General features: G+C 51.1%; 20 protein-coding genes and 1 tRNA gene. 11 read left to right on the top strand and 10 right to left on the bottom strand.

Annotated features, from left to right (window positions below):
- Nucleotides 1-91: 91 nt before the first annotated feature.
- Both dut and P8H26_RS09620 read right to left on the bottom strand, forming a co-directional pair.
- The gene (gene dut, locus P8H26_RS09625) at nucleotides 92-574 is read right to left on the bottom strand and encodes a dUTP diphosphatase (protein WP_289632746.1); all 483 of its coding nucleotides are present in this window, start codon (nucleotides 572-574) and stop codon (nucleotides 92-94) included.
- Between the two features lie 119 nt (nucleotides 575-693).
- Complete coding sequence (locus tag P8H26_RS09620; protein ID WP_289632745.1) at nucleotides 694-1,158, bottom strand: Lrp/AsnC family transcriptional regulator; 465 nt, start codon at nucleotides 1,156-1,158, stop codon at nucleotides 694-696.
- Between the two features lie 129 nt (nucleotides 1,159-1,287).
- Between P8H26_RS09620 and P8H26_RS09615 the strand changes: the two genes are divergently transcribed.
- Complete coding sequence (locus tag P8H26_RS09615) at nucleotides 1,288-1,506, top strand: DUF6356 family protein (protein ID WP_289632744.1); 219 nt, start codon at nucleotides 1,288-1,290, stop codon at nucleotides 1,504-1,506.
- 96 nt (nucleotides 1,507-1,602) lie between these two features.
- Entirely contained in the window at nucleotides 1,603-2,427 is an 825-nt protein-coding gene (locus P8H26_RS09610) for a class II glutamine amidotransferase (RefSeq protein ID WP_289632742.1), read from the top strand.
- A gap of 7 nt (nucleotides 2,428-2,434) precedes the next feature.
- On the opposite strand, the gene mbfA is transcribed toward P8H26_RS09610, so the two are convergent.
- From mbfA to P8H26_RS09595, 3 genes are all read right to left on the bottom strand, one after another.
- Nucleotides 2,435-3,418 carry an iron exporter MbfA gene (mbfA, locus tag P8H26_RS09605; RefSeq protein ID WP_289632740.1) on the bottom strand — a complete coding sequence of 328 codons (984 nt, stop codon included), beginning with the start codon at nucleotides 3,416-3,418 and terminating at the stop codon, nucleotides 2,435-2,437.
- An 89-nt stretch (nucleotides 3,419-3,507) separates the two neighbouring features.
- Nucleotides 3,508-3,999, bottom strand: coding sequence for an N-acetyltransferase family protein (locus P8H26_RS09600; protein ID WP_374708267.1), 492 nt, complete (start codon nucleotides 3,997-3,999; stop codon nucleotides 3,508-3,510).
- Nucleotides 4,000-4,180: 181 nt separating this feature from the next.
- The gene (locus tag P8H26_RS09595) at nucleotides 4,181-6,364 is read right to left on the bottom strand and encodes a malate synthase G (RefSeq protein WP_289632739.1); all 2,184 of its coding nucleotides are present in this window, start codon (nucleotides 6,362-6,364) and stop codon (nucleotides 4,181-4,183) included.
- Between the two features lie 553 nt (nucleotides 6,365-6,917).
- Here P8H26_RS09595 and P8H26_RS09590 point away from each other — a divergent pair.
- Nucleotides 6,918-7,475, top strand: a complete 558-nt coding sequence (locus tag P8H26_RS09590) for an HNH endonuclease (protein WP_289632738.1) — start codon at nucleotides 6,918-6,920, stop codon at nucleotides 7,473-7,475.
- 30 nt (nucleotides 7,476-7,505) lie between these two features.
- On the opposite strand, the gene P8H26_RS09585 is transcribed toward P8H26_RS09590, so the two are convergent.
- Together P8H26_RS09585 and P8H26_RS09580 are read right to left on the bottom strand one after the other, a co-directional pair.
- Nucleotides 7,506-8,036, bottom strand: coding sequence for a disulfide bond formation protein B (locus P8H26_RS09585; protein ID WP_289632737.1), 531 nt, complete (start codon nucleotides 8,034-8,036; stop codon nucleotides 7,506-7,508).
- Nucleotides 8,037-8,119: 83 nt separating this feature from the next.
- A complete protein-coding gene (locus tag P8H26_RS09580) occupies nucleotides 8,120-8,710 on the bottom strand; it encodes a YqaA family protein (RefSeq protein WP_289632736.1) in 591 nt (196 codons plus the stop codon).
- A gap of 418 nt (nucleotides 8,711-9,128) precedes the next feature.
- On the opposite strand from P8H26_RS09580, the gene P8H26_RS09575 reads away from it, so the two are divergent.
- The 5 genes from P8H26_RS09575 (at nucleotide 9,129) to P8H26_RS09555 (ending at nucleotide 12,727) form a co-directional block, all read left to right on the top strand.
- Nucleotides 9,129-9,213: transfer RNA gene (locus P8H26_RS09575), tRNA-Leu, on the top strand.
- Between the two features lie 165 nt (nucleotides 9,214-9,378).
- A complete protein-coding gene (locus tag P8H26_RS09570; RefSeq protein ID WP_289632734.1) occupies nucleotides 9,379-10,158 on the top strand; it encodes a glycosyltransferase family 25 protein in 780 nt (259 codons plus the stop codon).
- 106 nt (nucleotides 10,159-10,264) lie between these two features.
- Nucleotides 10,265-11,020 (top strand): glycosyltransferase, encoded by a 756-nt coding sequence (locus P8H26_RS09565; protein WP_289632733.1) that lies wholly within the window; start codon nucleotides 10,265-10,267, stop codon nucleotides 11,018-11,020.
- 25 nt (nucleotides 11,021-11,045) lie between these two features.
- Nucleotides 11,046-11,801 (top strand): hypothetical protein, encoded by a 756-nt coding sequence (locus P8H26_RS09560; RefSeq protein WP_289632732.1) that lies wholly within the window; start codon nucleotides 11,046-11,048, stop codon nucleotides 11,799-11,801.
- 68 nt (nucleotides 11,802-11,869) lie between these two features.
- Nucleotides 11,870-12,727 carry an EamA family transporter gene (locus P8H26_RS09555; RefSeq protein WP_289632731.1) on the top strand — a complete coding sequence of 286 codons (858 nt, stop codon included), beginning with the start codon at nucleotides 11,870-11,872 and terminating at the stop codon, nucleotides 12,725-12,727.
- 3 nt (nucleotides 12,728-12,730) lie between these two features.
- Here P8H26_RS09555 and P8H26_RS09550 read toward each other — a convergent pair whose 3' ends face one another.
- The 3 genes from P8H26_RS09550 to secA all read right to left on the bottom strand — a co-directional run bounded on the left by P8H26_RS09550 (nucleotide 12,731) and on the right by secA (nucleotide 18,138).
- Nucleotides 12,731-13,852 (bottom strand): GNAT family N-acetyltransferase, encoded by a 1,122-nt coding sequence (locus tag P8H26_RS09550; RefSeq protein WP_289632730.1) that lies wholly within the window; start codon nucleotides 13,850-13,852, stop codon nucleotides 12,731-12,733.
- Nucleotides 13,853-13,860: 8 nt separating this feature from the next.
- Nucleotides 13,861-15,273: a lipopolysaccharide biosynthesis protein gene (locus tag P8H26_RS09545; protein WP_289632729.1), complete on the bottom strand. Its 1,413-nt coding sequence runs from the start codon at nucleotides 15,271-15,273 to the stop codon at nucleotides 13,861-13,863.
- A 144-nt stretch (nucleotides 15,274-15,417) separates the two neighbouring features.
- Nucleotides 15,418-18,138 carry a preprotein translocase subunit SecA gene (gene secA, locus P8H26_RS09540; protein ID WP_289632727.1) on the bottom strand — a complete coding sequence of 907 codons (2,721 nt, stop codon included), beginning with the start codon at nucleotides 18,136-18,138 and terminating at the stop codon, nucleotides 15,418-15,420.
- A 391-nt stretch (nucleotides 18,139-18,529) separates the two neighbouring features.
- Here secA and P8H26_RS09535 point away from each other — a divergent pair, with 391 nt between their 5' ends.
- From P8H26_RS09535 to P8H26_RS09525, 3 genes are all read left to right on the top strand, one after another.
- On the top strand, nucleotides 18,530-19,456 hold the full coding sequence (locus P8H26_RS09535) for a peptidylprolyl isomerase (RefSeq protein WP_289632726.1): 927 nt from the start codon (nucleotides 18,530-18,532) through the stop codon (nucleotides 19,454-19,456).
- 299 nt (nucleotides 19,457-19,755) lie between these two features.
- Nucleotides 19,756-20,997 (top strand): bifunctional glutamate N-acetyltransferase/amino-acid acetyltransferase ArgJ, encoded by a 1,242-nt coding sequence (argJ, locus tag P8H26_RS09530; protein ID WP_289632725.1) that lies wholly within the window; start codon nucleotides 19,756-19,758, stop codon nucleotides 20,995-20,997.
- The gene (locus tag P8H26_RS09525; RefSeq protein WP_289632724.1) at nucleotides 20,997-21,758 is read left to right on the top strand and encodes an N-acetyltransferase; all 762 of its coding nucleotides are present in this window, start codon (nucleotides 20,997-20,999) and stop codon (nucleotides 21,756-21,758) included. Before argJ ends, P8H26_RS09525 begins: the two co-directional genes overlap by 1 nt.
- Nucleotides 21,759-21,760 lie beyond the last annotated feature (2 nt).

Below are 21,760 nucleotides of genomic sequence, written 5' to 3'. Positions count from 1 at the left end.
GCTGATGCGGTTAACTCAAAATGCTCTGATCATATAAAAAGCCCCGCATGATGATCATGCGGGGCTTTTTAATTTCAGCTTTACAGCAATCTTATTTATGGCCGGTTGAGCCAAAACCACCGGCACCGCGCTCGGTTTCGCCGACTTCTGACCGTTCTTCGATTTTGACCTGCACAACAGGAGAAATCACTGCCTGTGCAATGCGCATACCGCGCTCAATGCGGAAATCATCATCACCCAGATTGATCAGCAGCACTTTAACTTCGCCGCGATAGTCGCTGTCGATTGTACCCGGTGTATTCAGGCAGGTGATGCCGTTTTTAAAAGCCAGACCAGAGCGCGGACGGATCTGCGCTTCATAACCTTCTTCCAGTTCAAAGATCAGACCGGTCGGCACCAGAGTGCGGCGACCCGGCAACAGAACGATCTGGCGGTCTTCCGGCACAGCTGCGCGCAGATCAATGCCTGCCGAGCCTGAGGTTTCATAGGCCGGAAGGTCAAGCCCTTCAGCATGGTCAAGACGGACAATTCCGAGCTTCGGATGGCTGGATGATGAAGAGGAATTGGCTGACATGATGAACCCTTTTCAAACATATAATGATTTGATGAGCACTAAACATATTGAGGGCGATTTTGAAAGAGAGCATAGTTTCACGAAGGAAATTTAATTGTTCAGATCGGCAGTTCTGCAAATCAGAAAAGCGGAATTTCTGTTGTATCCTTGATTTCCTCCATCACGAATGATGCAGACACATCAGATAGCGGTACTCGGGTTATCAGTTTCTGATAAAGCCTGTCATAGGCTTTCATATCCTCAATACGGGCGCGGATAATATAGTCCAGATCACCGCTCATACGGTAGACACCGACAACCTCTGTCAGCGAGGTAACGGCTGCGCGAAATTGCTCCAGCCATTTGGGGTCATGGTTGCTGGTTCTGATCAGCATGAACACAGTGAGGCCGAGGCCGAGCTTATCCGCATCGACCAGTGCCACCCGTCCCTTGAGAATGCCGTCATCTTCCAGTCGCTTCAACCGCCGCCAGCACGCATTGCGTGACAGGTGAATGCGTGCGGAGAGTGCATCAACCGAGAGGGTGGCATCTTTCTGCAGTTCCTGAAGGATGCGGCGGTCTGTTTCGTCTATATTATGGGTCATGATGGGATATTTGTCTCAAAGGTAACTATTATCAAGGATTTTTTGAGACGAATTGCGCATTGGGCAGTGTTATTATTCTTATCTGATTGCAGAGTGCTGCATTTTTTAAATTTTATAACGGGGAATCTCATGCAAACCAAAATTTCACGCCTGTTTACCGAGCATCCTGCTTCTGTGAACGAAACCTATTTTCAGCATATGGCCTTTGCAGGCAAATTTTCATTCACACTTTTTGCTGCTGCTTTTGCGGCTTTGGTTCATGCAATTTTGCCATTTTTATTTGACAAAACAGCCAGCACTATTGTCGCAAAGCTCTATGCTAAAACCCATAAGCGCGCGGCTGAATAGGAATTATTAACTATGTTGGTGAAAGATCGGTGTTTGTGAGCGGCAGTCTGATGGTTGCTGGTCACGGTTTTTCACTCACTTGTCAGAGTGTTTTTCATGTGCCGCTGGGCTGCGTATTTCGGATCAGATCTTTATCTTGAAGACATCATCACTTCGCCTTGTCATTCGCTGATCGCACAGAGCCATCATGCGACTGAGGCGAAAACCGCGACCAATGGCGATGGTTTCGGGGTGGCCTGGTACGGAACGCGGGAGGAGCCGGGATTATACCGTGATCTTCTGCCTGCCTGGTCTGATCAGAATTTGCGCAGTCTTGCCCGCCAGATCAATTCCCGCCTGTTTTTGGCGCATGTGCGTGCATCGACAGGCGGTGAAACCAGCCGTGCCAATTGTCATCCGTTTGTTTTTCAGCGCTGGAGCTTTATGCATAATGGTCAGATCGGCAATTTTGACCGTCTGCGCCGCCGTTTGGAAAGCCTGCTGCCGGACACGCTTTATGCGCATAAGTCCGGCTCAACGGATTCAGAACTGTTTTTCCTGCTGATGCTGCATTTCGGGTTGGATAATGATCCGGCGGCTGCTTTGAAGCGCACTGTTGAAGCGATTTATGAAACGGCGGAGGCCGCTCATGTGCCGCCTTTTATCCGGCTGACAGCAGCATTTTCAGACGGCCATTCGCTGTTTGCGGTGCGCTATGCGAGTGATGCGCATGCGCCGACGCTCTATACAGCGAAAATGGCATCCTCAACGGGGGTCTGCGTGGTTTCCGAACCGCTGGACGGTGTTGCGGAGAACTGGATGGCTGTGCCGCGCAACAGCTTTGTCACGATCAACAAGCCAAACCATATCTGCATTGAGCCGTTTATGGATGAGCGAGTTATTGCTCAGCCCGCTACCTCATTAGTAGCGGTTGCGGGCTGAAGTTTTATCAGGCATTGCCGATGAGAATACCGGCGGCCAGTACCAGTGCGCCGCCGAGCACGACCTGAAAGGCCGCACGCATAAATGGTGTTTCCATAAAGCGGTTCTGGATATAGGCAATCGCCCAGAGCTCGACAAAAACAACGAGCACGGCGATCGTTGTCGCAGTCCAGAAATCGGTAATCAGATAGGGAAGGGCATGGCCAAGACCACCAATGGTGGTCATGATACCGCTGGCAAGTCCGCGTTTGACCGGTGAACCGCGCCCTGACAAATGACCGTCATCATGGGCGGCCTCTGTGAAGCCCATAGAAATACCGGCACCAACGGACGCAGACATACCCACCAGAAAAGTCTGCCATGTATCCTGCGTGGCGAACGCCGCAGCGAAAATCGGCGCCAGTGTGGAAACCGAACCGTCCATCAGCCCTGCAAGGCCGGGCTGGATATAGGTGAGGATCATCTGCTTGCGCTCACCGGCGCGTTCCTGATCCTGCACATCGTCCGGTGTCAGTTTTTCTTCCAGATGATGGGCGCGCTGTTCATGGTGCTTTTCTTCAAGCGCCAGATCGCCGAGCAGTTTGCGGGTTGCGGCATCAGAAACGCGCTTGGCAGCCTGTTCATAAAAACGTGCCGCCTGTTCCTCCATTTGTCCGGCCATAGCCCGAACTTTGTCGATGCCTAAGGGGCGCACCAGCCAGTCGGGCTTGCGCTCATAATAGCCGCGCACATGCTCGCGCCGGATCAGCGGTATCGTTTCACCAAAGCGCTGCCGGTGCAGATCAATCAGGCGGGAGCGATGATTGTGTTCTTCCTCCGCCATTGTCTCAAAGATTTTGGCTGATTGCGGATAGCTTTCCCGCAGACCATCCGCATAGCTGAGATAGATGCGTGCATCGTCTTCTTCAGATGAAATGGCGAGTGCCAGCATTTCCTGTTCTGAAAGGCTGTCAAAGGAGCGGCGTGATGGTGAGAAGAGTGAGGAGAACATGATTGCCTCTTTTTAGAATTATTCTAAATTTAATAGTTTAGAGTAATTCTAAAATCAAGTTTCTTTTGACAGAAACTATAAGCCGGCATTCAAAGAATGCGCTGCATCAGCACCAGATCAAGCCAGCGGTCAAATTTGCGCCCGACCTGCGGGAGTAATCCTGTTTGGGAGAAGCCGTGTTTTTCATGCAGGCGCAGAGAAGCAGTATTCTGCGCTTCAATTGCGCCAAGCAGCACATGAATATTATTCGTGGCTGCATGTTCCAGTAAAGCCTGCATCAGCCTGTTACCGGCGCCTTTGCCGCGTGCGTGACCGGCAATATAAATCGAGAGTTCTGCCGTATGTTTATAACATTCAAAAGCACGAAAAGCGCCGTAGCTGGCATAGCCGAGCAGCTGATCTCCATCGGTTAAAACCAGCACAGGAAAGCCCGCATTCTGTCGCGACAGGAGCCACTCTGCGCGATTTTGCAGATCCACCGGCTGGCTGATGAAAACGGCGGTCGTATTGGCAATTGCATCATTATAAATATCAAGGATTGCGGGCAGGTGGGTGGTGTCAGCGTGCCGTATGGTCAGCATGATCGGCCTCAAAGTATTTCCAGCAAAAGTGTGAAGCGTCTTCGCAGGGAAATCAGTTCGCCGGACTGATTTCTTTTCCCGCTCCGATGCGTAGGATAATGCGCAAAAACAAAAATAAAAGTGGCGGGCAGGATTGTTCCTGTCCGCCACTTTTATGCCGCTTGTGAAAAGCGTCAAGATTTTATTTCTGGGCAGATTTAAATTGCAAGCGGTGGGCATGGAGAACTGGCTCGGTATAGCCGTTCGGCTGCTCACGGCCTTTAAATACCAGCTCACAGGCTGCCTGAAATGCGATAGAGTTTGCGAAATCTGCCGCCATTGGCACATAGGCCTCATCACCGGCATTCTGCGCATCAACCACCGCTGCCATGCGCTTCATGGTTTCCATGACCTGTGCTTCGCTGACGATGCCGTGATGCAGCCAGTTGGCGATATGCTGTGCGGAAATACGCAGTGTTGCACGGTCTTCCATCAGGCCGACATTGTTGATGTCCGGCACTTTGGAGCAGCCGACACCCTGATCAATCCAGCGTACCACATAGCCGAGAATGCCCTGCGCATTATTGTCGATTTCTGCCTGTACATCTTCTGGTGCCCAATTGGTATCGCGGGCAACAGGAATGGTCAGAATATTTTCAAGCTTGGCTTTGGTGCGGCTTTTGAGCTGGTTCTGAACTTCTGCCACATCAATCTTGTGATAATGCGTGGCGTGGAGCGTAGCCGCAGTTGGTGACGGCACCCATGCGGTATTGGCGCCAGCTTTCGGATGGGCGATTTTCTGCTCCAGCATTGCAGCCATCAAATCCGGCATTGCCCACATGCCCTTACCGATCTGCGCATGGCCGGTTAGGCCGCAGGCGAGGCCGGTATCGACATTCCAGTTTTCGTAAGCGGCAATCCATGCGGCCTGTTTCATCTCGCCTTTGCGGATAACAGGTCCTGCTTCCATCGAGGTGTGAATTTCATCGCCGGTACGGTCAAGGAAGCCGGTATTGATGAAGAAGACCCGCTCTTTAGCAGCGCGGATGGCCTCTTTAAGGTTCACCGTCATGCGGCGTTCCTCATCCATAATACCCATTTTCAGGGTATTTGGTTTGAGGCCTGCCAGCTGTTCAGCACGCGCAAATATCTCCGCAGCAAAGGCCACTTCTTCCGGCCCGTGCATTTTCGGTTTTACAATATAGACCGAACCGGTACGGGAATTGAGATGCGTGCCTTTGAGCTTGCCGTCCTGTGTGCCGATATCATGCAGTGCGATGACTGCGGTAAAGGCTGCGTCAAGAATACCTTCCGGAATCTCATGGCCTTCACTGTCGAGAATGGCCGGATTGGTCATCAGGTGGCCGACATTGCGGAAAAGCAGCAGCGAGCGGCCGGACAAGGTCAGCGTTGATCCGTCCGGTGCTGTGTAGCTGCGGTCGGCGTTGAGCTTACGGGTAATGGTTTTGCCGCCCTTGTCAAAGCTTTCAGACAAGGTGCCTTTGAACAGGCCGAGAATATTGCGATAGGCCAATACCTTATCCGCAGCATCAACCGCTGCAACGGAATCTTCGCAGTCCTGAATGGTGCTGAGTGCAGATTCTAGTGTGATATCAGCAATCTGTGCCGGATCATCTTTACCAATGACGTGCGCGGCATTGCGGCGAATTTCAATATGCAGGCCGTTATTTTTCAACAGTACAAGGGTAGGGGAAGACGCATCACCCTGATAGCCTGCAAAGCTCTGCGGATTTTTCAGATTGACGGATTTGCCGTTGCTGAGCGTGAGAACAAGCTGGCTATCTGTCACTGCAAAACCGGCGATTTCGTCCCAGCGACCCTCTGACAGCGGGGTTGCCTCATCGAGAAATGCTTTTGCCCATGCGATCACTTTTGCGCCGCGTACGGGATTATAGGCTTTGCCTTTCTCCGCGCCGTTTTCTTCGCTGATGGCATCTGTGCCATAGAGCGCATCGTAAAGCGAACCCCAGCGCGCATTGGCAGCATTAAGCGCATAACGGGCATTCATGACAGGCACAACAAGCTGCGGGCCTGCAAGGCTGGTGATTTCACTGTCTACATTGGCTGTGGTAACCTGAAAATCTTCACCCTCCGGCAGAAGGTAGCCGATTTCGCGCAAATAAGCCTGATATTCTGCCATGTTGTAATTGCGGTTGGCTTTATACCATGCGTCGAGTTTGGCTTGTATGTCGTCGCGTTTGGCAAGCAGTGCCTTATTGCGTGGTGCAAGCTCTTTGACCATGCCTGCAAGACCGGACCAGAAGGCGGCGGCAGTAATGCCGGTATCCGGCAGGACTTCCTTTTCCAGAAACGTGCTCAGTTCCTGATCAACTTGCAGACCTGCATGTTCAATACGACCACTCATCAATAGGGCTCCCTGTCTGATTTCGGTATTAACCGGCTTGTCCTTTTGTTGCAGCTTAGTCTGAACGCAATACAAAAGGAAAGTGCTGTTACAGCTGTGTTTTGTCAAAGCTGTCAATTCATGTTTACATAATTGTATACAATATTGAAAGTGTATTTATAGAAACTTGAACAGCGGGTTTGTACTGTGAAACAGCAGCTTTCAGGTAAATGTATTGAAATATGGAAATCTGCGTAATTTTGTCGACGGATTTTCTGACGGAATGATGAATTGAAATTGACTGATAATCCGTCTGGCTTCACAATAATGACATGTCCTGCTTTCATATTGTGACCGGTAAAAGCATTCGTTTTTTACGTATCATTCTATCAGGTACATTGAAGAAACGACTGCTATACTGAACAGAACGAAGCATTTTTCTTTTTCCTCAAACTGCTTTGGCAGGACGGGACGAAATGCATGCAGAGCAAGCCGGAGTGCTTGTTTTGTCTCTTTAAGCCGCAGATTGCAATGGATGCGTGACTAAATTGCAAGATGCACAAGGAGGTGTTTCTTGAACGTTAGCGCATTTGCCGGCAGGTTGCCGGCGCTGGTACTGAATGCGGATTTCCGTCCGCTCAGCTATTATCCCTTATCTCTGTGGTCGTGGCAGGACGCGATCAAGGCTGTGTTTCTCAACCGCGTCAATATTGTTGCGGAATATGATGCAGAGGTCAGTTCCCCGACATTTTCCATGCGTTTGCCGAGTGTGATTAGTCTGAAAACTTATATCGCGCCGCCGACATATCCGGCTTTTACCCGATTTAATTTGTTTCTGCGCGACCGTTTTGAGTGCCAGTATTGCGGCGCGCATCATGAGCTGACGTTTGATCATGTGGTGCCGCGCTGTAACGGCGGGGAAACAACCTGGGAAAATGTGGTTGCGGCCTGTTCCCCGTGTAATTTGCGTAAAGGTGGAATGATGCCTGCCAAAGCGCAGATGTGGCCGAGACAAAAACCCTATATGCCTAGTGTTTTTGATTTGCATAAGAATGGCAGGCGGTTTCCGCCGAACCATCTGCATGAAAGCTGGATGGATTATTTATATTGGGATGTTGAACTGGAGCCATGATCAATGACTCCAGTTTTTTATTTTCAGGAATTACGAACGGGTGGTTTTCAGCGATGCGCCGTAAAACGCAATAATTCCGAGGAACAGTGAGGCAACGCCGTTCCATCCGGCAAAAGAAATGCCGAGAAAACGTCCGGCAGCAACATCGCATGCTGCGGGTTTAACGGCATTGAGGTCACCAAGCAGGTTGCCTGCACTGGTTGTGATCGAGACAGCGGCGGTTGCGCAATCGGCAGGCCCTTCCCAGAATTTCCACTCAACACCGGAATGGTAGACTGAAAGAATCAGACCGTAAGTCATGAGCAGACCGGCAATGAACAGCAGGATGCGGGTCAGTTTTTCAGATTTTCCAAGAGCAGCCAGTAATGCGCTCAGCAGCATCAGCGGTACGCCGACATAATAGGGAATGCGCTCTTCCATGCATAATTTGCAAGGCAGATAACCGCCGATATACTGAAAGGCCAGAGCTGATCCCACGACCCCTGCCATTGCCAGAGCAAGAAACCCGGATACGAGTGCATGTTGTGAGCGGACTTGAGAGGGTGTGCTGGCTGAAGACACAGGGAAATCCTTGTTATTGAGATCAGTTTGAACTCAGCACAGCCATGTTGTTGTGGCATAAACATGGCCGGTATGCCGGTTTTTCATGCGTGGCTGTATTTGACGGCTATGAAAAGCAAAATCAGTACAATAGCGACAAAAATGGCTATTGTTCCGAGGCGTTTTTCAATGAAATCCCGGATTGGCTCACCATAGCGCTGCAAGAGCCATGCCAGCAGCAGGAACCGTGCTCCGCGGGTGATGATTGCGGATAGGATAAACAGCCAGATATTGATGCCTGCCGCACCGGATAGGATTGTGACGACCTTCATCGGGGGCAGGTGAGACAAGCCGGATGTAATCAGCAGAAGCAGGATCATATCGGCGCTGGTGCTGCCGCGCAGTCTCTCAAATGTATCGAGCTTGCCGTAAAATTCCAGAACAGGCTTTGCCACAGCTTCATAGGCATAATGGCCGATATACCAGCCGAGAATACCGCCGAGTACAGACATGACCGTCGCGATCAGCGCGTAATGCCAGACTTTTTTCGGGCGGGCGATGCCCATCGGCACAAACAGCACGTCGGCCGGAATCAGAAAAACCGAGCTTTCAAGAAAAGCGATGACGGCCAACCATGTTGCCGCGGATTTACGCGCCGCAAGTGAAATGGTCCAGTCATAAAGTTTACGCAGCATAATGGCCTCTGTCGGGTATCTGCGCATTTTCTCTTCGAAGAGAAAAGCGCTGCTTTGTATTTTGACGGTATTGCGGGCGTATCAAAGCAGGATTGGAAATCAAACCGGCGGAATGATCTTTCCATTAAGGTGCTCTAACTTATCCCGAAACTGTTTTAGCGATGGTAGATACGGCAAAAGCCACTTGGAAATTTGGTGTTTTGTGTAAAACGAAATGCTTTGCAGGGCAATGCGCGTAAAGAATGTTATGGCGGATTTAAAAACTGTATAAACGCAAATAGCTGCTGTGCAGTTTGCGATGACGAATTTTGTTGAAATATTATTGATACAAATGAGTTTTGCCAGTTGACGGGAGGGTGGTTCTCACTATATTTCGGCGCACCAGGGCAGCGCTTCGCAAAGAAGTGCCTGCAAATGTGCGGGTGTGGTGGAACTGGTAGACGCGCTGGATTCAAAATCCAGTTCCGAAAGGAGTGTCGGTTCGATTCCGACCACCCGCACCACTTTTTTCCCTTAGTTTTTTGCGGTTCGCATTTACGGTTAATTCCGGTGATAACTGCAGGGCGTATGGATTGTCTTCGTATCGTCCTTTTAGTATGAGTAGGCTCTCTTGAGTGAAGAGCGAAATATTTTACCGAAAGAAAATATTCTTTAGGGCGGAAATTGCAGTGAAAGCCTATTTGATTAATCTCGATCGCTCTCCTGAACGCTTAGTGCGTATGCAGGAGCAATTTGCTAAAGCGTCTATTCCTTTTGAGCGTGTTGCGGCAGTTGATGGCAAAAATCTCAGCGATCAGGAAATTTCCGCTATTGTGCGTACACCTGCCTGGGCACAACCGCTAACCAGAACCGAGATTGGCTGTTTTCTCAGTCACCGTAAATGTCTGGAGCTTATTGCTGAGGGTGAAGACAAATACGCGGCGATTTTTGAAGATGACGTCAGCCTGTCAGCGGACGCGCACAAATTTTTTACCACAGATGATTGGATTCCTGAGAATGCGGATCTGATCAAAATTGAAAGTCAGGGAAAAAAGGTGCTGACGGACCGGCCGGTCGTCACCGTTTCCGGCTGTTACACAGTGGCACAATTGCGCAGCCAGCACATTCTTGCTGCAGGCTATATTATCTCGCGTGACCGTGCGCGGGCGCTTCTGTGCTGCATGAATGATGCGGCATCGCCGATTGACCATCTGCTCTTTACACCATCCTGCGGTTTCTTCCCGCAGATGACCGTTTATCAGGTTAGTCCGGCAATCTGTATGCAGGCAGGGCTGGAAAGCACTCTGAGCCCTGAGCGCTCATTGCAGTATCAGTGTCCGGCTAAGATGCAGAAATTTTTGCGCGAAATGAAAAGACTGGTACGTCGCAGCCGCACTGGCTTATGGGGCATTTATATCAATCTCTTTACCAGAAAACGCTGGGGACGAATTCCGGTCGCACACAAATAAGCACTGTCTTGTGCTTTGGTTACCAGAGTAATTCTGTCCGAAATTATTACTATTTGCGCCGGTTGTTGCGGTGATAAGAGCAAAAGACTTTGCTGAAAGAAAAGCCATGACCTCGACAATTAATTCCATCTGGATCGGCAAAGAGCTTGGCCCTGTGCATGCAGCTTGCCTGCGCTCATTTGTACGGCATGGCTATGATGTCGTGCTGCATTGTTATGAGCGTCCGGTCGACCTGCCAGATGGCGTAAAGCTTTTTGATGCCAATCGTTTGATGCGGCCTGATGAAATTGTCCGGCATAAGAAAACCAGCAGCCTTACTTTGGCCGCCGATATTTATCGGTATCGTATTTTACGCGAAGGTATGGGCATCTATGTCGATTGCGATGTCTTTTGTCTCAAGCCGTTTGCGGATGCGGATTATATCTTAAGTTGGGAAAGTAATGATCTCGTTTCGAATGCGATTATTAAATGCCCTGCAAGTAGCCCATTGCTTGAGGCTGTGCTTTCTGCCTCGGAAAATCCGGCCTTTATTCCGCCGTGGCGTTCGAAAAACAGGCAAAGATTTTATCAGCTGCGCAAAGCTCTTGGCATGCCTAAGCTGGTGGCCAATCAGTCATGGGGCACCATCGGGCCTGTTCTGATTACACATTATGTCAGAGCGCTTAAGCTTGAAGAAAGAGTTGCTCCGGCTGATATCTATTCTCCTCTGTATGCGCCGCTTTCAAATTTGCTGTTTGAAAAAGGACTGACACTGGAAGATCTGACAACTTCCCGCTCTGTTGCTATGCATCTTTACAATTCCAATTTAAAAAACAGAGCGATTGAACCCGGCACACCAATCTATGAAATAGTTCATTCATAAGAATTTTGTCCTTAAGGTATTGGCAGTGAGTGAGATCATTAATTCAGTTTGGATCGGCAATGAGCTCGGTCCCGTTCACGCTGCCTGCCTGCGTTCATTTGTTCGGCATGGCTATGATGTCGTGCTGCATTGTTATGAAAGTCCGGTTGATCTGCCGGATGGGGTCAGGCTCTTTGATGCGGCAAAGCTGATGCCGCGCGAACAGATATTCAGGAACAAGCGGACAGGCAGTCTGGCAATGGCCGCCGATATTTACCGCTACCGGATGCAGCGCGAGGGCATGGGGCTTTACGTCGATTGCGATGTTTATTGCGTCAGGCCTGTCAAATTTACGGACTATATGTTCGGGTGGGAAATGCAGGGCAGTATCAATAATGCTGTTTTGAAACTTCCGCAAAATAGTGAGCTGCTGGCTTTGATGCTGGAGGCTGCCGATGATTCGTATTTTATTCCGCTATGGTATTCGCCGGCTAAATACGGGTTTCAGCAGTTGCGCAAGAGATTGGGGTTGCCGCGCCATGTGTCTCATTGCCGGCTGGAAACACTGGGCCCGTCTTTGCTGACCTATATGGTGAACAAGCTGGAACTGGCGCATCAGGCGCAGGCGATCGATATTTACTCTCCTTTACATCTCGGACATACGCCCTTGCTGTTTGAGCCGGCTCTGCATCTCAATGACCTGATCACACCGCGTACACAGCTTATTCATTTATATAATTCAGCACTTAAGGGTAAAGAGATTCCGGCGCAGTGCCCGCTGCGGGATATTTTGAATCACTGACACTGTTCATGTGTCTGTGGTTCAGGTGTTTGTCGGGTGCTCTTAAATAAATCAGGCGGAGACGGGCTATGACATCGTTACGGACAGATTTGCTGCTGACCGCACTGGCACCGGCAGTCTGGGGCAGTACCTATATTGTCACCACACAAATGCTGCCTGCCGGTTATCCGATGACCGTTGCCATGCTCCGTGCTTTGCCTGCCGGTCTGTTGCTTCTGCTTCTTGTCCGGCAATTGCCGCATGGCATCTGGTGGTTGCGGGTGTTCATTCTCGGCGCGCTGAATTTCTCATTTTTCTGGGCGATGCTGTTTGTCGCTGCCTATCGTTTGCCCGGTGGCGTTGCAGCCACTGTGGGAGCGGTACAGCCGCTTATCGTTGTGTTTCTGGCGCGTGCGGTGCTTGGTACCCGTTTGCGCGCTGCTGCGGTGCTGGCAGCCCTTGCAGGGATTGCCGGTGTGGCGCTCCTCGTTTTGAAACCCAATGGCGTGCTGGATCAGACAGGGATTATTGCAGCGCTGGCCGGTGCGTTTTCGATGGCGGCCGGAACAGTACTCAGCCGCTATTGGCAACCGCCTGTGCCACCACTGACTTTTACCGCATGGCAGCTGACAGCTGGCGGCCTGCTTCTGGTGCCGGTGGCTTTCTGGATGGAACCAGCCTTGCCGGTGCTGACGCTGACAAACTGGCTTGGTTTTATCTATCTCGGGCTGATCGGTGGTGCGCTGACCTATCTTTTATGGTTCCGCGGGCTGGCACGGCTGGAATCCTCTGTTGCGGCCTCTCTTGGTTTTTTAAGCCCGCTGACAGCTGTTATTCTGGGCTGGGTATTGCTGGGGCAGCAGCTGAACCTTTTGCAGATGTGCGGCATGCTGATTGTGCTGTTCAGCGTATGGCTCGGCCAGCGTGTGCAGACACGTAAAGCATAAGGCTCAACGCTTGAGCAGTTTTTGCAGGCGCGATCTGAGATTGCGCAAGAGTGTGCGCAACCGGTCGTAACGGCGGAACTGACGGATAATCGTGTTTACCGCCTGCTGGCTTTGACCGGATAGTCCGAGAATGATTGTGCCGAAACTTTCCCGTTCATGAAACAGGCGTGACATCACCGGATGATCGGGAATGGCACAGGAATCGGTGATGCGCAAAGCCGGATTTTCCAGATGATTTTTCAGGACTTCAATCATCAGCAGCACACCGGGGGAATAGGCGCGCAGAGCTTCATCATAGGCTGTTTTCCATGTCCATGCCTGATCACCCTGAACAAAGACCACAAGGCTCGCGATTACCTTGTTATTCAGCTCTAATATGTGAATACGCACCAGATCACGTTCTGCCAATGCACGCACAGCCTCACGGGCAAAATCTGCATCGGATTGCTTGCTCAGAAAAGCAGTGCCGCGTGTTCCTTTCCAGCCTGCGGCCTCCAGCGTCAGAAAGTCTTCAAAGGCGCTGATAGCCAGTGTCTTGTCTGAAATGACACGATATTCCAGCTGGCCGGTTTCGGACAGGCGGCGCCACTGACGGCGATATTCACGGCGGTGATTTTTGCCGATCGCATTGGTCAGATAAGTCTCGGGATCTTCATTGGAACGCAAAACCGGCCGTTCTTCCTGCCGGATGACGTGCAAGGGCAGCCCTTTACGGTGCGCTATTTCATGCAAGGCAATTGCGAACGGGGCATTGAGACTGATGTCCGGCAGGATTAACACATCCGGCAGCTTGTATTCCGGCTTGCACAGCTCGGACAGGACTGTTTCCAGTGCTGCTGAAGCGGCTTCGGCACTGAGCAGCGGTGTGCCTTGCGTGGTATATATATTGCTCCAGCCGCAAATTACTTTTTTAAATCCTAAACCCGCTCTGGCCTCCTCAAAAGGCATCAGAAAAGCGGTTTCCGGATTGGTGTTCAGGATCAGCCCGCAGTCATCGCTGGCGAAATGTGTAAAAGCAGGACGCAGAAAATCCGGATGGTTGAAGATATTGTGTTCAGCCAGAACCGGAGCCTGCGCATTGTGCAGATGCTCAATTGCTTTGGCTTTCCGGTAAATATGCAGCATATGAGATATTATCCTGCTGGCTTGGCTGAAGGGGCAAAAACGAACATGGTGATCCCTAAGCGTTTACGTACCGCATAGGAGAGTGTGGCAGCTTCTGTGGCCATTGCGCAGGCTGTGGCAATGGCTGCTCCGCTTAAACCTAAAAGCGGAATGAGTGCCAGATTAAGTGTGATATTGACGATCAGTGCCAGTGCGTAGAGCAGGGCACAGATATTCTGATTGCCGGACATCGAAAGCAGGCTCTCGCATGGACCGACACTGGCGCGGGCAATTACCCCGAAAATCAGAATGAATAAGAGCGGATAGCCATGCGTGAAGTCATTGCCGAACAGGGCGAGCAATGGCCAGCCTGCGGCCAGCAGCAATGCGCCCAGCAATAAAGTCGGCCAGAATGTCCAGCGGGCGGAGTTGCGTGCAAAATCACTGAACTCTTGCTTGTCTCCGCCGTGCAGCAGCTGGGAATAGCGTTGTGCCACGCTGGATTTGACAGCAAAATAAACGAAATGCGCCAGCGCCAGTACTTTTGTCACGGCAAAATACATGGCAACGCTGTCCGGCTCCATCATGCGGCCTACCATCAGAACATCAATATTGATGAGCAGGAAGAAGAAGCCTTCAATGAAGAAAATCGGCAGAGAAACGCGCAACCATTCGCGTAAATGATAATTTCCCGCGCCTTTTGGCAGGACTTTGGCAATACGCCTGCGTAAAAACAGTTGCTGGCCGATGACTGTGAGTGCTGTGCCTGAAAAAGCTGCAAGCAGGGCGGTTGTGGCTTGCGGCTCCCAGCCGGAGAAAAGCAGTATTATGAAGATCAGCAGCATCATCAGCGGACGCAGAATATAGCCCGGGCTGAGCGCTGCCAGTATCCAGCCTTGTGACCGTGCAGTGCCGTCAAAAATATTGCTGATGGCAATGGCAGGAATACAACATATCCCGATCACAAATGCTGCCCAGTAATAGGATTCAAACCGTGAGCTCAGGCCGTTGAGCAGAAGAATACTGATCAAAGTAATGGTTGCGGCACTGACGAGAGCAAAGACGGGACCTGTGCGCAGAATACCCCGCGCATCCGCCGTTTGATTATGCTGCATATATTGCGGCACATAACGGATGATTGTGGTGTGGAAACCGAAACAGGCGAGGTCGCCGAGAATGAGTGTCACTGTCCAGACAAGAACATAAATAACGAACTCGAAGCTGCCCAGCAGACGCGCCAGCACAACCTGACTGAGCAGCGCCAGCGCGGCGCCGACAATGCGGATGGCAAGGGCGATCAGCGATGAGCGTTTGGCTTGTGCCTGTTCATCATCACCGGAAAACATGCGCTCTGCCCGCAGCAACCACGGACGCAATTGCTCTGCCTGTTTTGCAGGCAGGAACCTTTCAGCCAGTGATGTGATCTGAAATTTTGCAGGCAATTTGTCTCTCGGAAATGCTTGTCACGGATAAATGTTCTGGCACGGAATAGTTTACAAGTCATCTTATACACATCCGGCAATGTATAAAATAAAACACCGCCTGTAATGTACAGGCGGTGTTTTTTATTCAGAACGGATAGTTTGTTATGCGAAAGCGCCGTGGCAATGTTTGAACTTCTTGCCTGATCCGCAAGGGCAGGCTTCATTGCGCGCGATGCGGCCCCAAGTGGACGGATCGTTCGGGTCGCGGTTTTCCGGTTCAACAAAGCGGTCGCTGTCTGCAAGGCGCGGGGCTTCAGAACCTTCACCGAAATCGTCTTCACCGGTGGTGCCGTCAATATGATGACCGTGCATTTCCGGCAGTTGCGGCTGTGGTTCTTCACGCATGATTTCCACACGCATCAGCTGCGAGGTCACAACTTCACGCAGGTTCGACAGCATGGCCTGAAACAGTTCAAAACCTTCAGTCTTATATTCGTTCAGCGGGTCGCGCTGGGCATAACCGCGGAAACCGACAACGGAACGCAGATGGTCAAGATTGACCAGATGCTCACGCCACAGATTGTCGAGTGACTGCAGGATAACGGATTTCTGCACATAGGCCATGATCTGCGGGCCGAAGCGCTCTGCGCGTTCATTGGCGGCTTTGTCAGCCGCTTCTTTAATGCGTTCTTCAATCTGCTCTTCTGCGATGCCTTCTTCTGCTGCCCAGGCTTCAATCGGCAGATCAAGATTGAGGACTTTGATGACCTCTTCCTTGAGTTCCGGAACTTTCCACTGTTCAGCATAGGCGTTTTCAGGAATATGGGAGCGAACCATATCCTCAACCACTTCATGGCGCATTTCATTGACCGTTTCGGTCAGGTCTTCCGCATCCATCATTTCCAGACGCTGTTCAAAGATCACCTTACGCTGATCATTCATTACATCGTCATATTTGAGCAGGTTTTTGCGGATCTCAAAGTTGCGGGCTTCGACTTTTTTCTGAGCCTTTTCCAGCGCCTTGTTGATCCACGGATGCACAATGGATTCGTCTTCTTTGAGGCCGAGCTTTTGAAGCATGCTGTCCATACGGTCGGAACCGAAGATGCGCATCAGATCATCCTGCAAGGACAGGAAGAATTTCGACTTGCCCGGATCACCCTGACGACCGGAACGACCGCGCAGCTGGTTGTCGATACGGCGGCTTTCGTGACGCTCTGTCGCCAGAACATAAAGACCACCGGCAGCCAGTGCCTGTTCTTTGTTACGGGCGATATCCGCTTTGATTTCCTGAATTTTTGCATCGCGTTCAGGACCAGCAGGCACATCTGCCAGCTCTACCTTCACGCGCATTTCCAGATTGCCGCCGAGCTGAATATCCGTACCGCGACCGGCCATATTGGTTGCGATGGTAATGGCACCTGCCACACCGGCCTGCGAAACAATATAGGCTTCCTGCTCGTGATAACGGGCATTCAGAACCTGAATATTCTGCACGCCGTCTTTTTTCAGGCGTTCGGCCAGAAGTTCGGATTTTTCGATGGAAGTCGTACCCACCAGTACCGGCTGACCCTTTTCATGGGCATCACGGATATCACGGATGATGGCTTTGTATTTCTCATCAACGGTACGGTAAACTTCATCATCAGCATCAATACGGGCAACCGGCAGATTGGTCGGGATGATTGCAACATCAAGACCATAAATATTGCCGAATTCTTCCGCTTCCGTTGCCGCAGTACCGGTCATACCGGCCAGCTTGTTATACATACGGAAATAGTTCTGGAATGTGATCGAAGCCAGTGTCTGGTTTTCCGGCTGGATTGTTACTTTTTCTTTGGCTTCCAGCGCCTGATGCAGGCCTTCCGAATAACGGCGACCCGGCATCATACGTCCGGTAAACTCGTCGATGATGACCAGTTCATCATTGCGGACGATATAATCTTTATCGAGCTGGAACAGTTTGTGTGCACGCAGCGCATTGTTGAGGTGGTGGACAACAGCCACATTCTCAATATCGTAAAGGCTTTCGCCTTTCAGATGGCCCGCAGCTTCCAGCAGCCTTTCGATTTTTTCTGTACCGACTTCAGTAAAGATCGCGGTTTTCTGCTTTTCGTCGACTTCGTAATCTTCCGCTTGCAATTGCGGAATGAAAGTATCGATCAGCGAATAGAAGTCCGAACGATCTTCCAGCGGGCCGGAAATGATCAGCGGGGTACGCGCTTCGTCGATCAGGATCGAATCAACTTCATCGACGATGGCGTAGTTATGTTCGCGCTGCACCATCTGGGCGCGCTCATATTTCATGTTATCACGCAGATAATCGAAGCCGAGTTCGTTATTGGTTGCGTAGGTAATATCGCAGGCATAGGCCTCACGGCGCTGGTCATCATCCAGACCATGCGCAATCACGCCGACTGTCAGACCAAGGAAGTTGTAAAGCACGCCCATTGTCTGCGCATCGCGGGTGGCGAGATAGTCGTTGACGGTAACGACATGCACGCCTTTGCCTTCCAGCGCATTAAGGTAAACCGGCAGGGTTGCCATGAGGGTTTTACCTTCACCGGTGCGCATTTCCGCGATTGTGCGCTCATGCAGCACCATGCCGCCGATCAGCTGCACATCAAACGGTCGCATACCAAGTGCACGTTTTGCGGCTTCGCGAACAGTTGCAAAAGCGTCAGGCAGAATATCATCCAGCGTTTTTCCGCCTTGAAGCAGAGCGCGGAATTCATCGGTCTTGGCCTGTAACTGAGCATCGCTCAGGGCTTCATATTGTTTCTCAAGCGCGGTAATTTCTGCTGCGCGAGGACGAAGACCCTTGATACGGCGCTCATTGGATGAGCCGAAAATCATACGGGCGAGACCGCCAAAGCTGACCATCGCTGGTCCTTTCTTAAATTTTCCGCCAAAGATGTCGCCGCCTTTGTGGCGCTCTGTCACCGGCTTTATTTGTTTATGCGAGACTTATGGCAAGAAATCACGCACTCGAAAAGACATTTCGCGTAATTTCTCTCTGACAGCTCTCTGGACGCAAAGCCGATGGACAGATAAGAGGGGAGGGCGGCGATGTCAATGATTTGACAGCAGGGATACCCCTCAGCAAAGCGAATATATGCGCAGTGCAGCGAGGATTGTTACTGGTGAAGAATATATATTGTGCAGAAATTGCCATATCGCCTAAAAACTATTCTGCTTTGGCTAAGTTCAGCGAGAGCAGCAAAATTCTGCCTTATTCATGGGACGGTACTCGTCCTGAAGGAGAAAATCACTGATGACCCGTACCCGTAAAGTCCTGATTCAACTGGCAGCCGGTCTGCTTTTGACCACTGCTGCAGGCTCTGCCTATGCACAGGACGCCGCTGCGAAGACTGAAACCGCAGCAAAGCCAGCTGAAAAAGCTGATCCGAATAAGGTGCTTGCCACTGTGAACGGCGTGAAGCTGACACAGGGTGAAGTTGATCAGGCGTCGAGCGATCTGGACCCGCAGTTCTCCCGCCTGCCGGACGATCAGCGTCGTCTCGCTGCATTGGCCGCTTTGGTTGATATCAAAGTGCTGGCAGTTGCTGCGAAAGCTGAAAAGCTGGATGACAGTGAAGAATTCAAACAGCGCATCGAGTTTTTGAAAGACCGTGCATTGCATAATGAATATTTCCAGACTGCAATCGTGGACAAGATCACTGATGCAGAAGTGCGTGGCCGTTACGACAAGGAAATCGCAGCAATGCCTGCGAAGAACGAAGTGCGTGCCCGTCATATTCTGGTGAAAACAGAAGACGAAGCCAAAGCGATCATCAAGAAGCTCGAAGGCGGCGCTAAGTTTGAAGATCTGGCTAAAGAAAGCTCAACTGACGGTTCTGCCGCACAGGGTGGTGATCTTGGTTATTTCAGCGAAGGCATGATGGTGCCTGAATTTGAAAAAGCTGCCTTTGCACTTGAAGTTGGCGGTTATACCAAAGAGCCTGTTAAGTCGCAGTTCGGCTATCACATCATCAAGCTGGAAGATAAGCGCCAGCAGCAGCCACCGGCATTTGAAGAAGTGAAAGATCAGGTTCGCTCGATCCTCATTCGTGAAAAATATATCGAAATGGTCAAGAAGCTGCGTGACGGTTCGAAAATCACTTATGAAGACGAAGCTGTTGCCAAAGCGATGAAAGAAGCCGCTGACGCGCAGGATGCAGCAGCGAAAGCCGCACAGTAATACTTCTCATTTTGCTTCGATGTGATTACCAATTTGGTAGGTTGAGAGCAAATTTTGATAAAAATGATCACCTGCCTTGATTATTTCGGGCAGGTGATTGCATTTTATGCCTATCCGTCATTTATTGGCCTCGACCTGAGGTGAAGCGGCGGGTGATTTGATGTGCTGACAGCATTTGAATGGCACGCAAGATACGAGCTGTTTTATTTCGGTTAAAATTCATTGGTATTTAGCCGCATGACCCTGACGCAAAATCATTTTTCGGTTTTGCCGGTAATGCTCTTATTCTTGAGGCTCGCATGTCTTCTTCTGTTTCTCCGCTTGCACCAAAACATTATCCTGCCATGCCGGTGATTGCCGGTGTGCGAATGGCGACAGCCGAAGCGGGGATTAAATATAAAAACCGAACAGATGTACTGATGATGGTTTTTGACAAGCCTGCTTCGGTTGCCGGTGTTTTTACCCGTTCCAAGTGCCCTTCTGCGCCGGTGGATTTTTGCCGCGAGAGCCTCAAGCACGGCACAGCCAAAGCGGTGATTGTGAATTCCGGTAATGCCAATGCCTTTACCGGTAAAAAGGGTCGTGAAACAACGACGGCCACTGCCAAAGCTGCCTGTGAGGCGCTGGGCTGTGAAAGTAATGAAATCTTTCTCGCCTCAACCGGTGTCATCGGTGAGCCGCTGGATGCCGGTAAATTCGCGCATCTCTTCGGTGATATGAATGCGCGTGCCGAGAATAACGGCTGGCTGGAAGCGGCCAAAGCCATCATGACCACCGATACTTATCCGAAAGTGGCAACAGAAACCGTATTGCTCGGCGGTGTGCCGGTAACAATCAACGGCATTGCCAAAGGTGCAGGCATGATTGCGCCGGATATGGCGACAATGCTGTCCTTTGTGGTGACTGATGCGCCGATTGCCTCTGACGTTTTGCAGGGGCTGCTTTCCAAAGCGGTGGATTCCAGCTTCAATGCGGTAACCGTTGACAGCGATACATCCACCTCTGATACGCTGATGCTGTTTGCCACTGGCACGGCTGCTGAACGTGGTGCTGTAGCAGTCACATCGTCTGATGATGAGCGTCTTGCAGAGTTTGACCGTGGTTTGCGCAAGCTTCTGAAAAACCTTGCCCTGCAAGTGGTGCGCGATGGTGAAGGCGCCCGCAAAATGTTGGAAATCACTGTGAAAGGTGCGGTTTCCGATGTTTCTGCCAAACGCATTGGTCTGTCGATTGCCAATTCCCCGTTGGTGAAAACCGCAGCTGCCGGTGAGGATGCCAATTGGGGACGTGTGGTCATGGCAGTCGGTAAGGCCGGTGAGCCTGCTGATCGTGATCGTTTGGCCATCAGCTTCGGTACGATCCGCGTAGCTGTGGATGGTGAACGCGATCCTGCTTATTCGGAAGCTGCGGCTTCTGATTATATGAAGGGTGAGGATATTCTCATCACGGTTGAGCTTGGTATGGGTGAAGGGACGGCGACTGTCTGGACCTGTGATCTGACCAAGGAATATGTGGCCATTAATGGTGATTACCGGTCGTGATGTCTGAAATCCGTCAGTTTGAAGAGCTTGGTTTTCATGCATGGCCTGCAGCGCAGGTCACGCATTTTGGCAGCTGGGCTGTTCAACTGACGCCTTACTATCCGTCAAAACGCGGCAATTCGGTCAATCTGCTGGACCCGTCCGATGATACGGATCTGGAGCAGCGGGTGGAAGCCTGTGAGGCGCTGTTTATTGCTCAGAGCAAACAACCGGTTTTCCGGCTGACGCCGCTGGCGCCGCCTGCTTTGGCAGATTATCTGATCGCGCGTGGTTATACATCTTCCGGCGCATCGTCTGTGATGACTTGCGATTTGCGTGACAACACAGCGCTGAAAATCCGGCAACCGCGTTTGCCGTTGCGGCTTGTGCATTTCCGCGAGGGGCAGGAGAGCGGCTATAGCCGGATATCTGCCGATTTTCATAACCGCCCTGAGCCGCTGGTCGAGGGATTGGCGGAAGTCTTGCGCTCCATCAAACCGCAAAAGTTTATCATTGCCGGTTTTGCAGGCGCTGAGCCTGCCGCAACTCTGCTTTGCGTGAGTGAGGACGGCTATACCGGTCTGCTTGATTTGTGTATTGGTGAAGCGTTTAGACGGCGCGGTTTTGCAAAAGCGCTGGTTCTGAATGAGATGGGGCAGGCTTTATCCCGCGGCGATCATAAATTCTGGTTGCAGGTGGAAAGTGCGAATGCAGCAGCACGCGCTTTGTATCAGGGTTTAGGCTTCAGCACTGTCTATGATTATATTTATTATTGCAGATAGGT

This window comes from Pseudochrobactrum sp. sp1633, from assembly GCF_030376605.1.
GTDB lineage: Bacteria > Pseudomonadota > Alphaproteobacteria > Rhizobiales > Rhizobiaceae > Pseudochrobactrum.
This window is presented reverse-complemented; position numbering and strand designations above follow the sequence as displayed.

What these genes read in the sequence shown, in the direction of transcription:
- P8H26_RS09600 (WP_374708267.1), bottom strand. Translation starts at nt 3,999, where the DNA reads ATGCTGACCATACGGCACGCTGACACCACCCACCTGCCCGCAATCCTT.
- P8H26_RS09525 (WP_289632724.1), top strand. Translation starts at nt 20,997, where the DNA reads ATGTCTGAAATCCGTCAGTTTGAAGAGCTTGGTTTTCATGCATGGCCT.
- P8H26_RS09555 (WP_289632731.1), top strand. Translation starts at nt 11,870, where the DNA reads ATGACATCGTTACGGACAGATTTGCTGCTGACCGCACTGGCACCGGCA.
- P8H26_RS09610 (WP_289632742.1), top strand. Translation starts at nt 1,603, where the DNA reads ATGTGCCGCTGGGCTGCGTATTTCGGATCAGATCTTTATCTTGAAGAC.
- P8H26_RS09550 (WP_289632730.1), bottom strand. Translation starts at nt 13,852, where the DNA reads ATGCTGCATATTTACCGGAAAGCCAAAGCAATTGAGCATCTGCACAAT.
- argJ (WP_289632725.1), top strand. Translation starts at nt 19,756, where the DNA reads ATGTCTTCTTCTGTTTCTCCGCTTGCACCAAAACATTATCCTGCCATG.
- P8H26_RS09615 (WP_289632744.1), top strand. Translation starts at nt 1,288, where the DNA reads ATGCAAACCAAAATTTCACGCCTGTTTACCGAGCATCCTGCTTCTGTG.
- dut (WP_289632746.1), bottom strand. Translation starts at nt 574, where the DNA reads ATGTCAGCCAATTCCTCTTCATCATCCAGCCATCCGAAGCTCGGAATT.
- P8H26_RS09595 (WP_289632739.1), bottom strand. Translation starts at nt 6,364, where the DNA reads ATGAGTGGTCGTATTGAACATGCAGGTCTGCAAGTTGATCAGGAACTG.
- P8H26_RS09620 (WP_289632745.1), bottom strand. Translation starts at nt 1,158, where the DNA reads ATGACCCATAATATAGACGAAACAGACCGCCGCATCCTTCAGGAACTG.
- P8H26_RS09580 (WP_289632736.1), bottom strand. Translation starts at nt 8,710, where the DNA reads ATGCTGCGTAAACTTTATGACTGGACCATTTCACTTGCGGCGCGTAAA.
- P8H26_RS09565 (WP_289632733.1), top strand. Translation starts at nt 10,265, where the DNA reads ATGACCTCGACAATTAATTCCATCTGGATCGGCAAAGAGCTTGGCCCT.
- P8H26_RS09535 (WP_289632726.1), top strand. Translation starts at nt 18,530, where the DNA reads ATGACCCGTACCCGTAAAGTCCTGATTCAACTGGCAGCCGGTCTGCTT.
- mbfA (WP_289632740.1), bottom strand. Translation starts at nt 3,418, where the DNA reads ATGTTCTCCTCACTCTTCTCACCATCACGCCGCTCCTTTGACAGCCTT.
- secA (WP_289632727.1), bottom strand. Translation starts at nt 18,138, where the DNA reads ATGGTCAGCTTTGGCGGTCTCGCCCGTATGATTTTCGGCTCATCCAAT.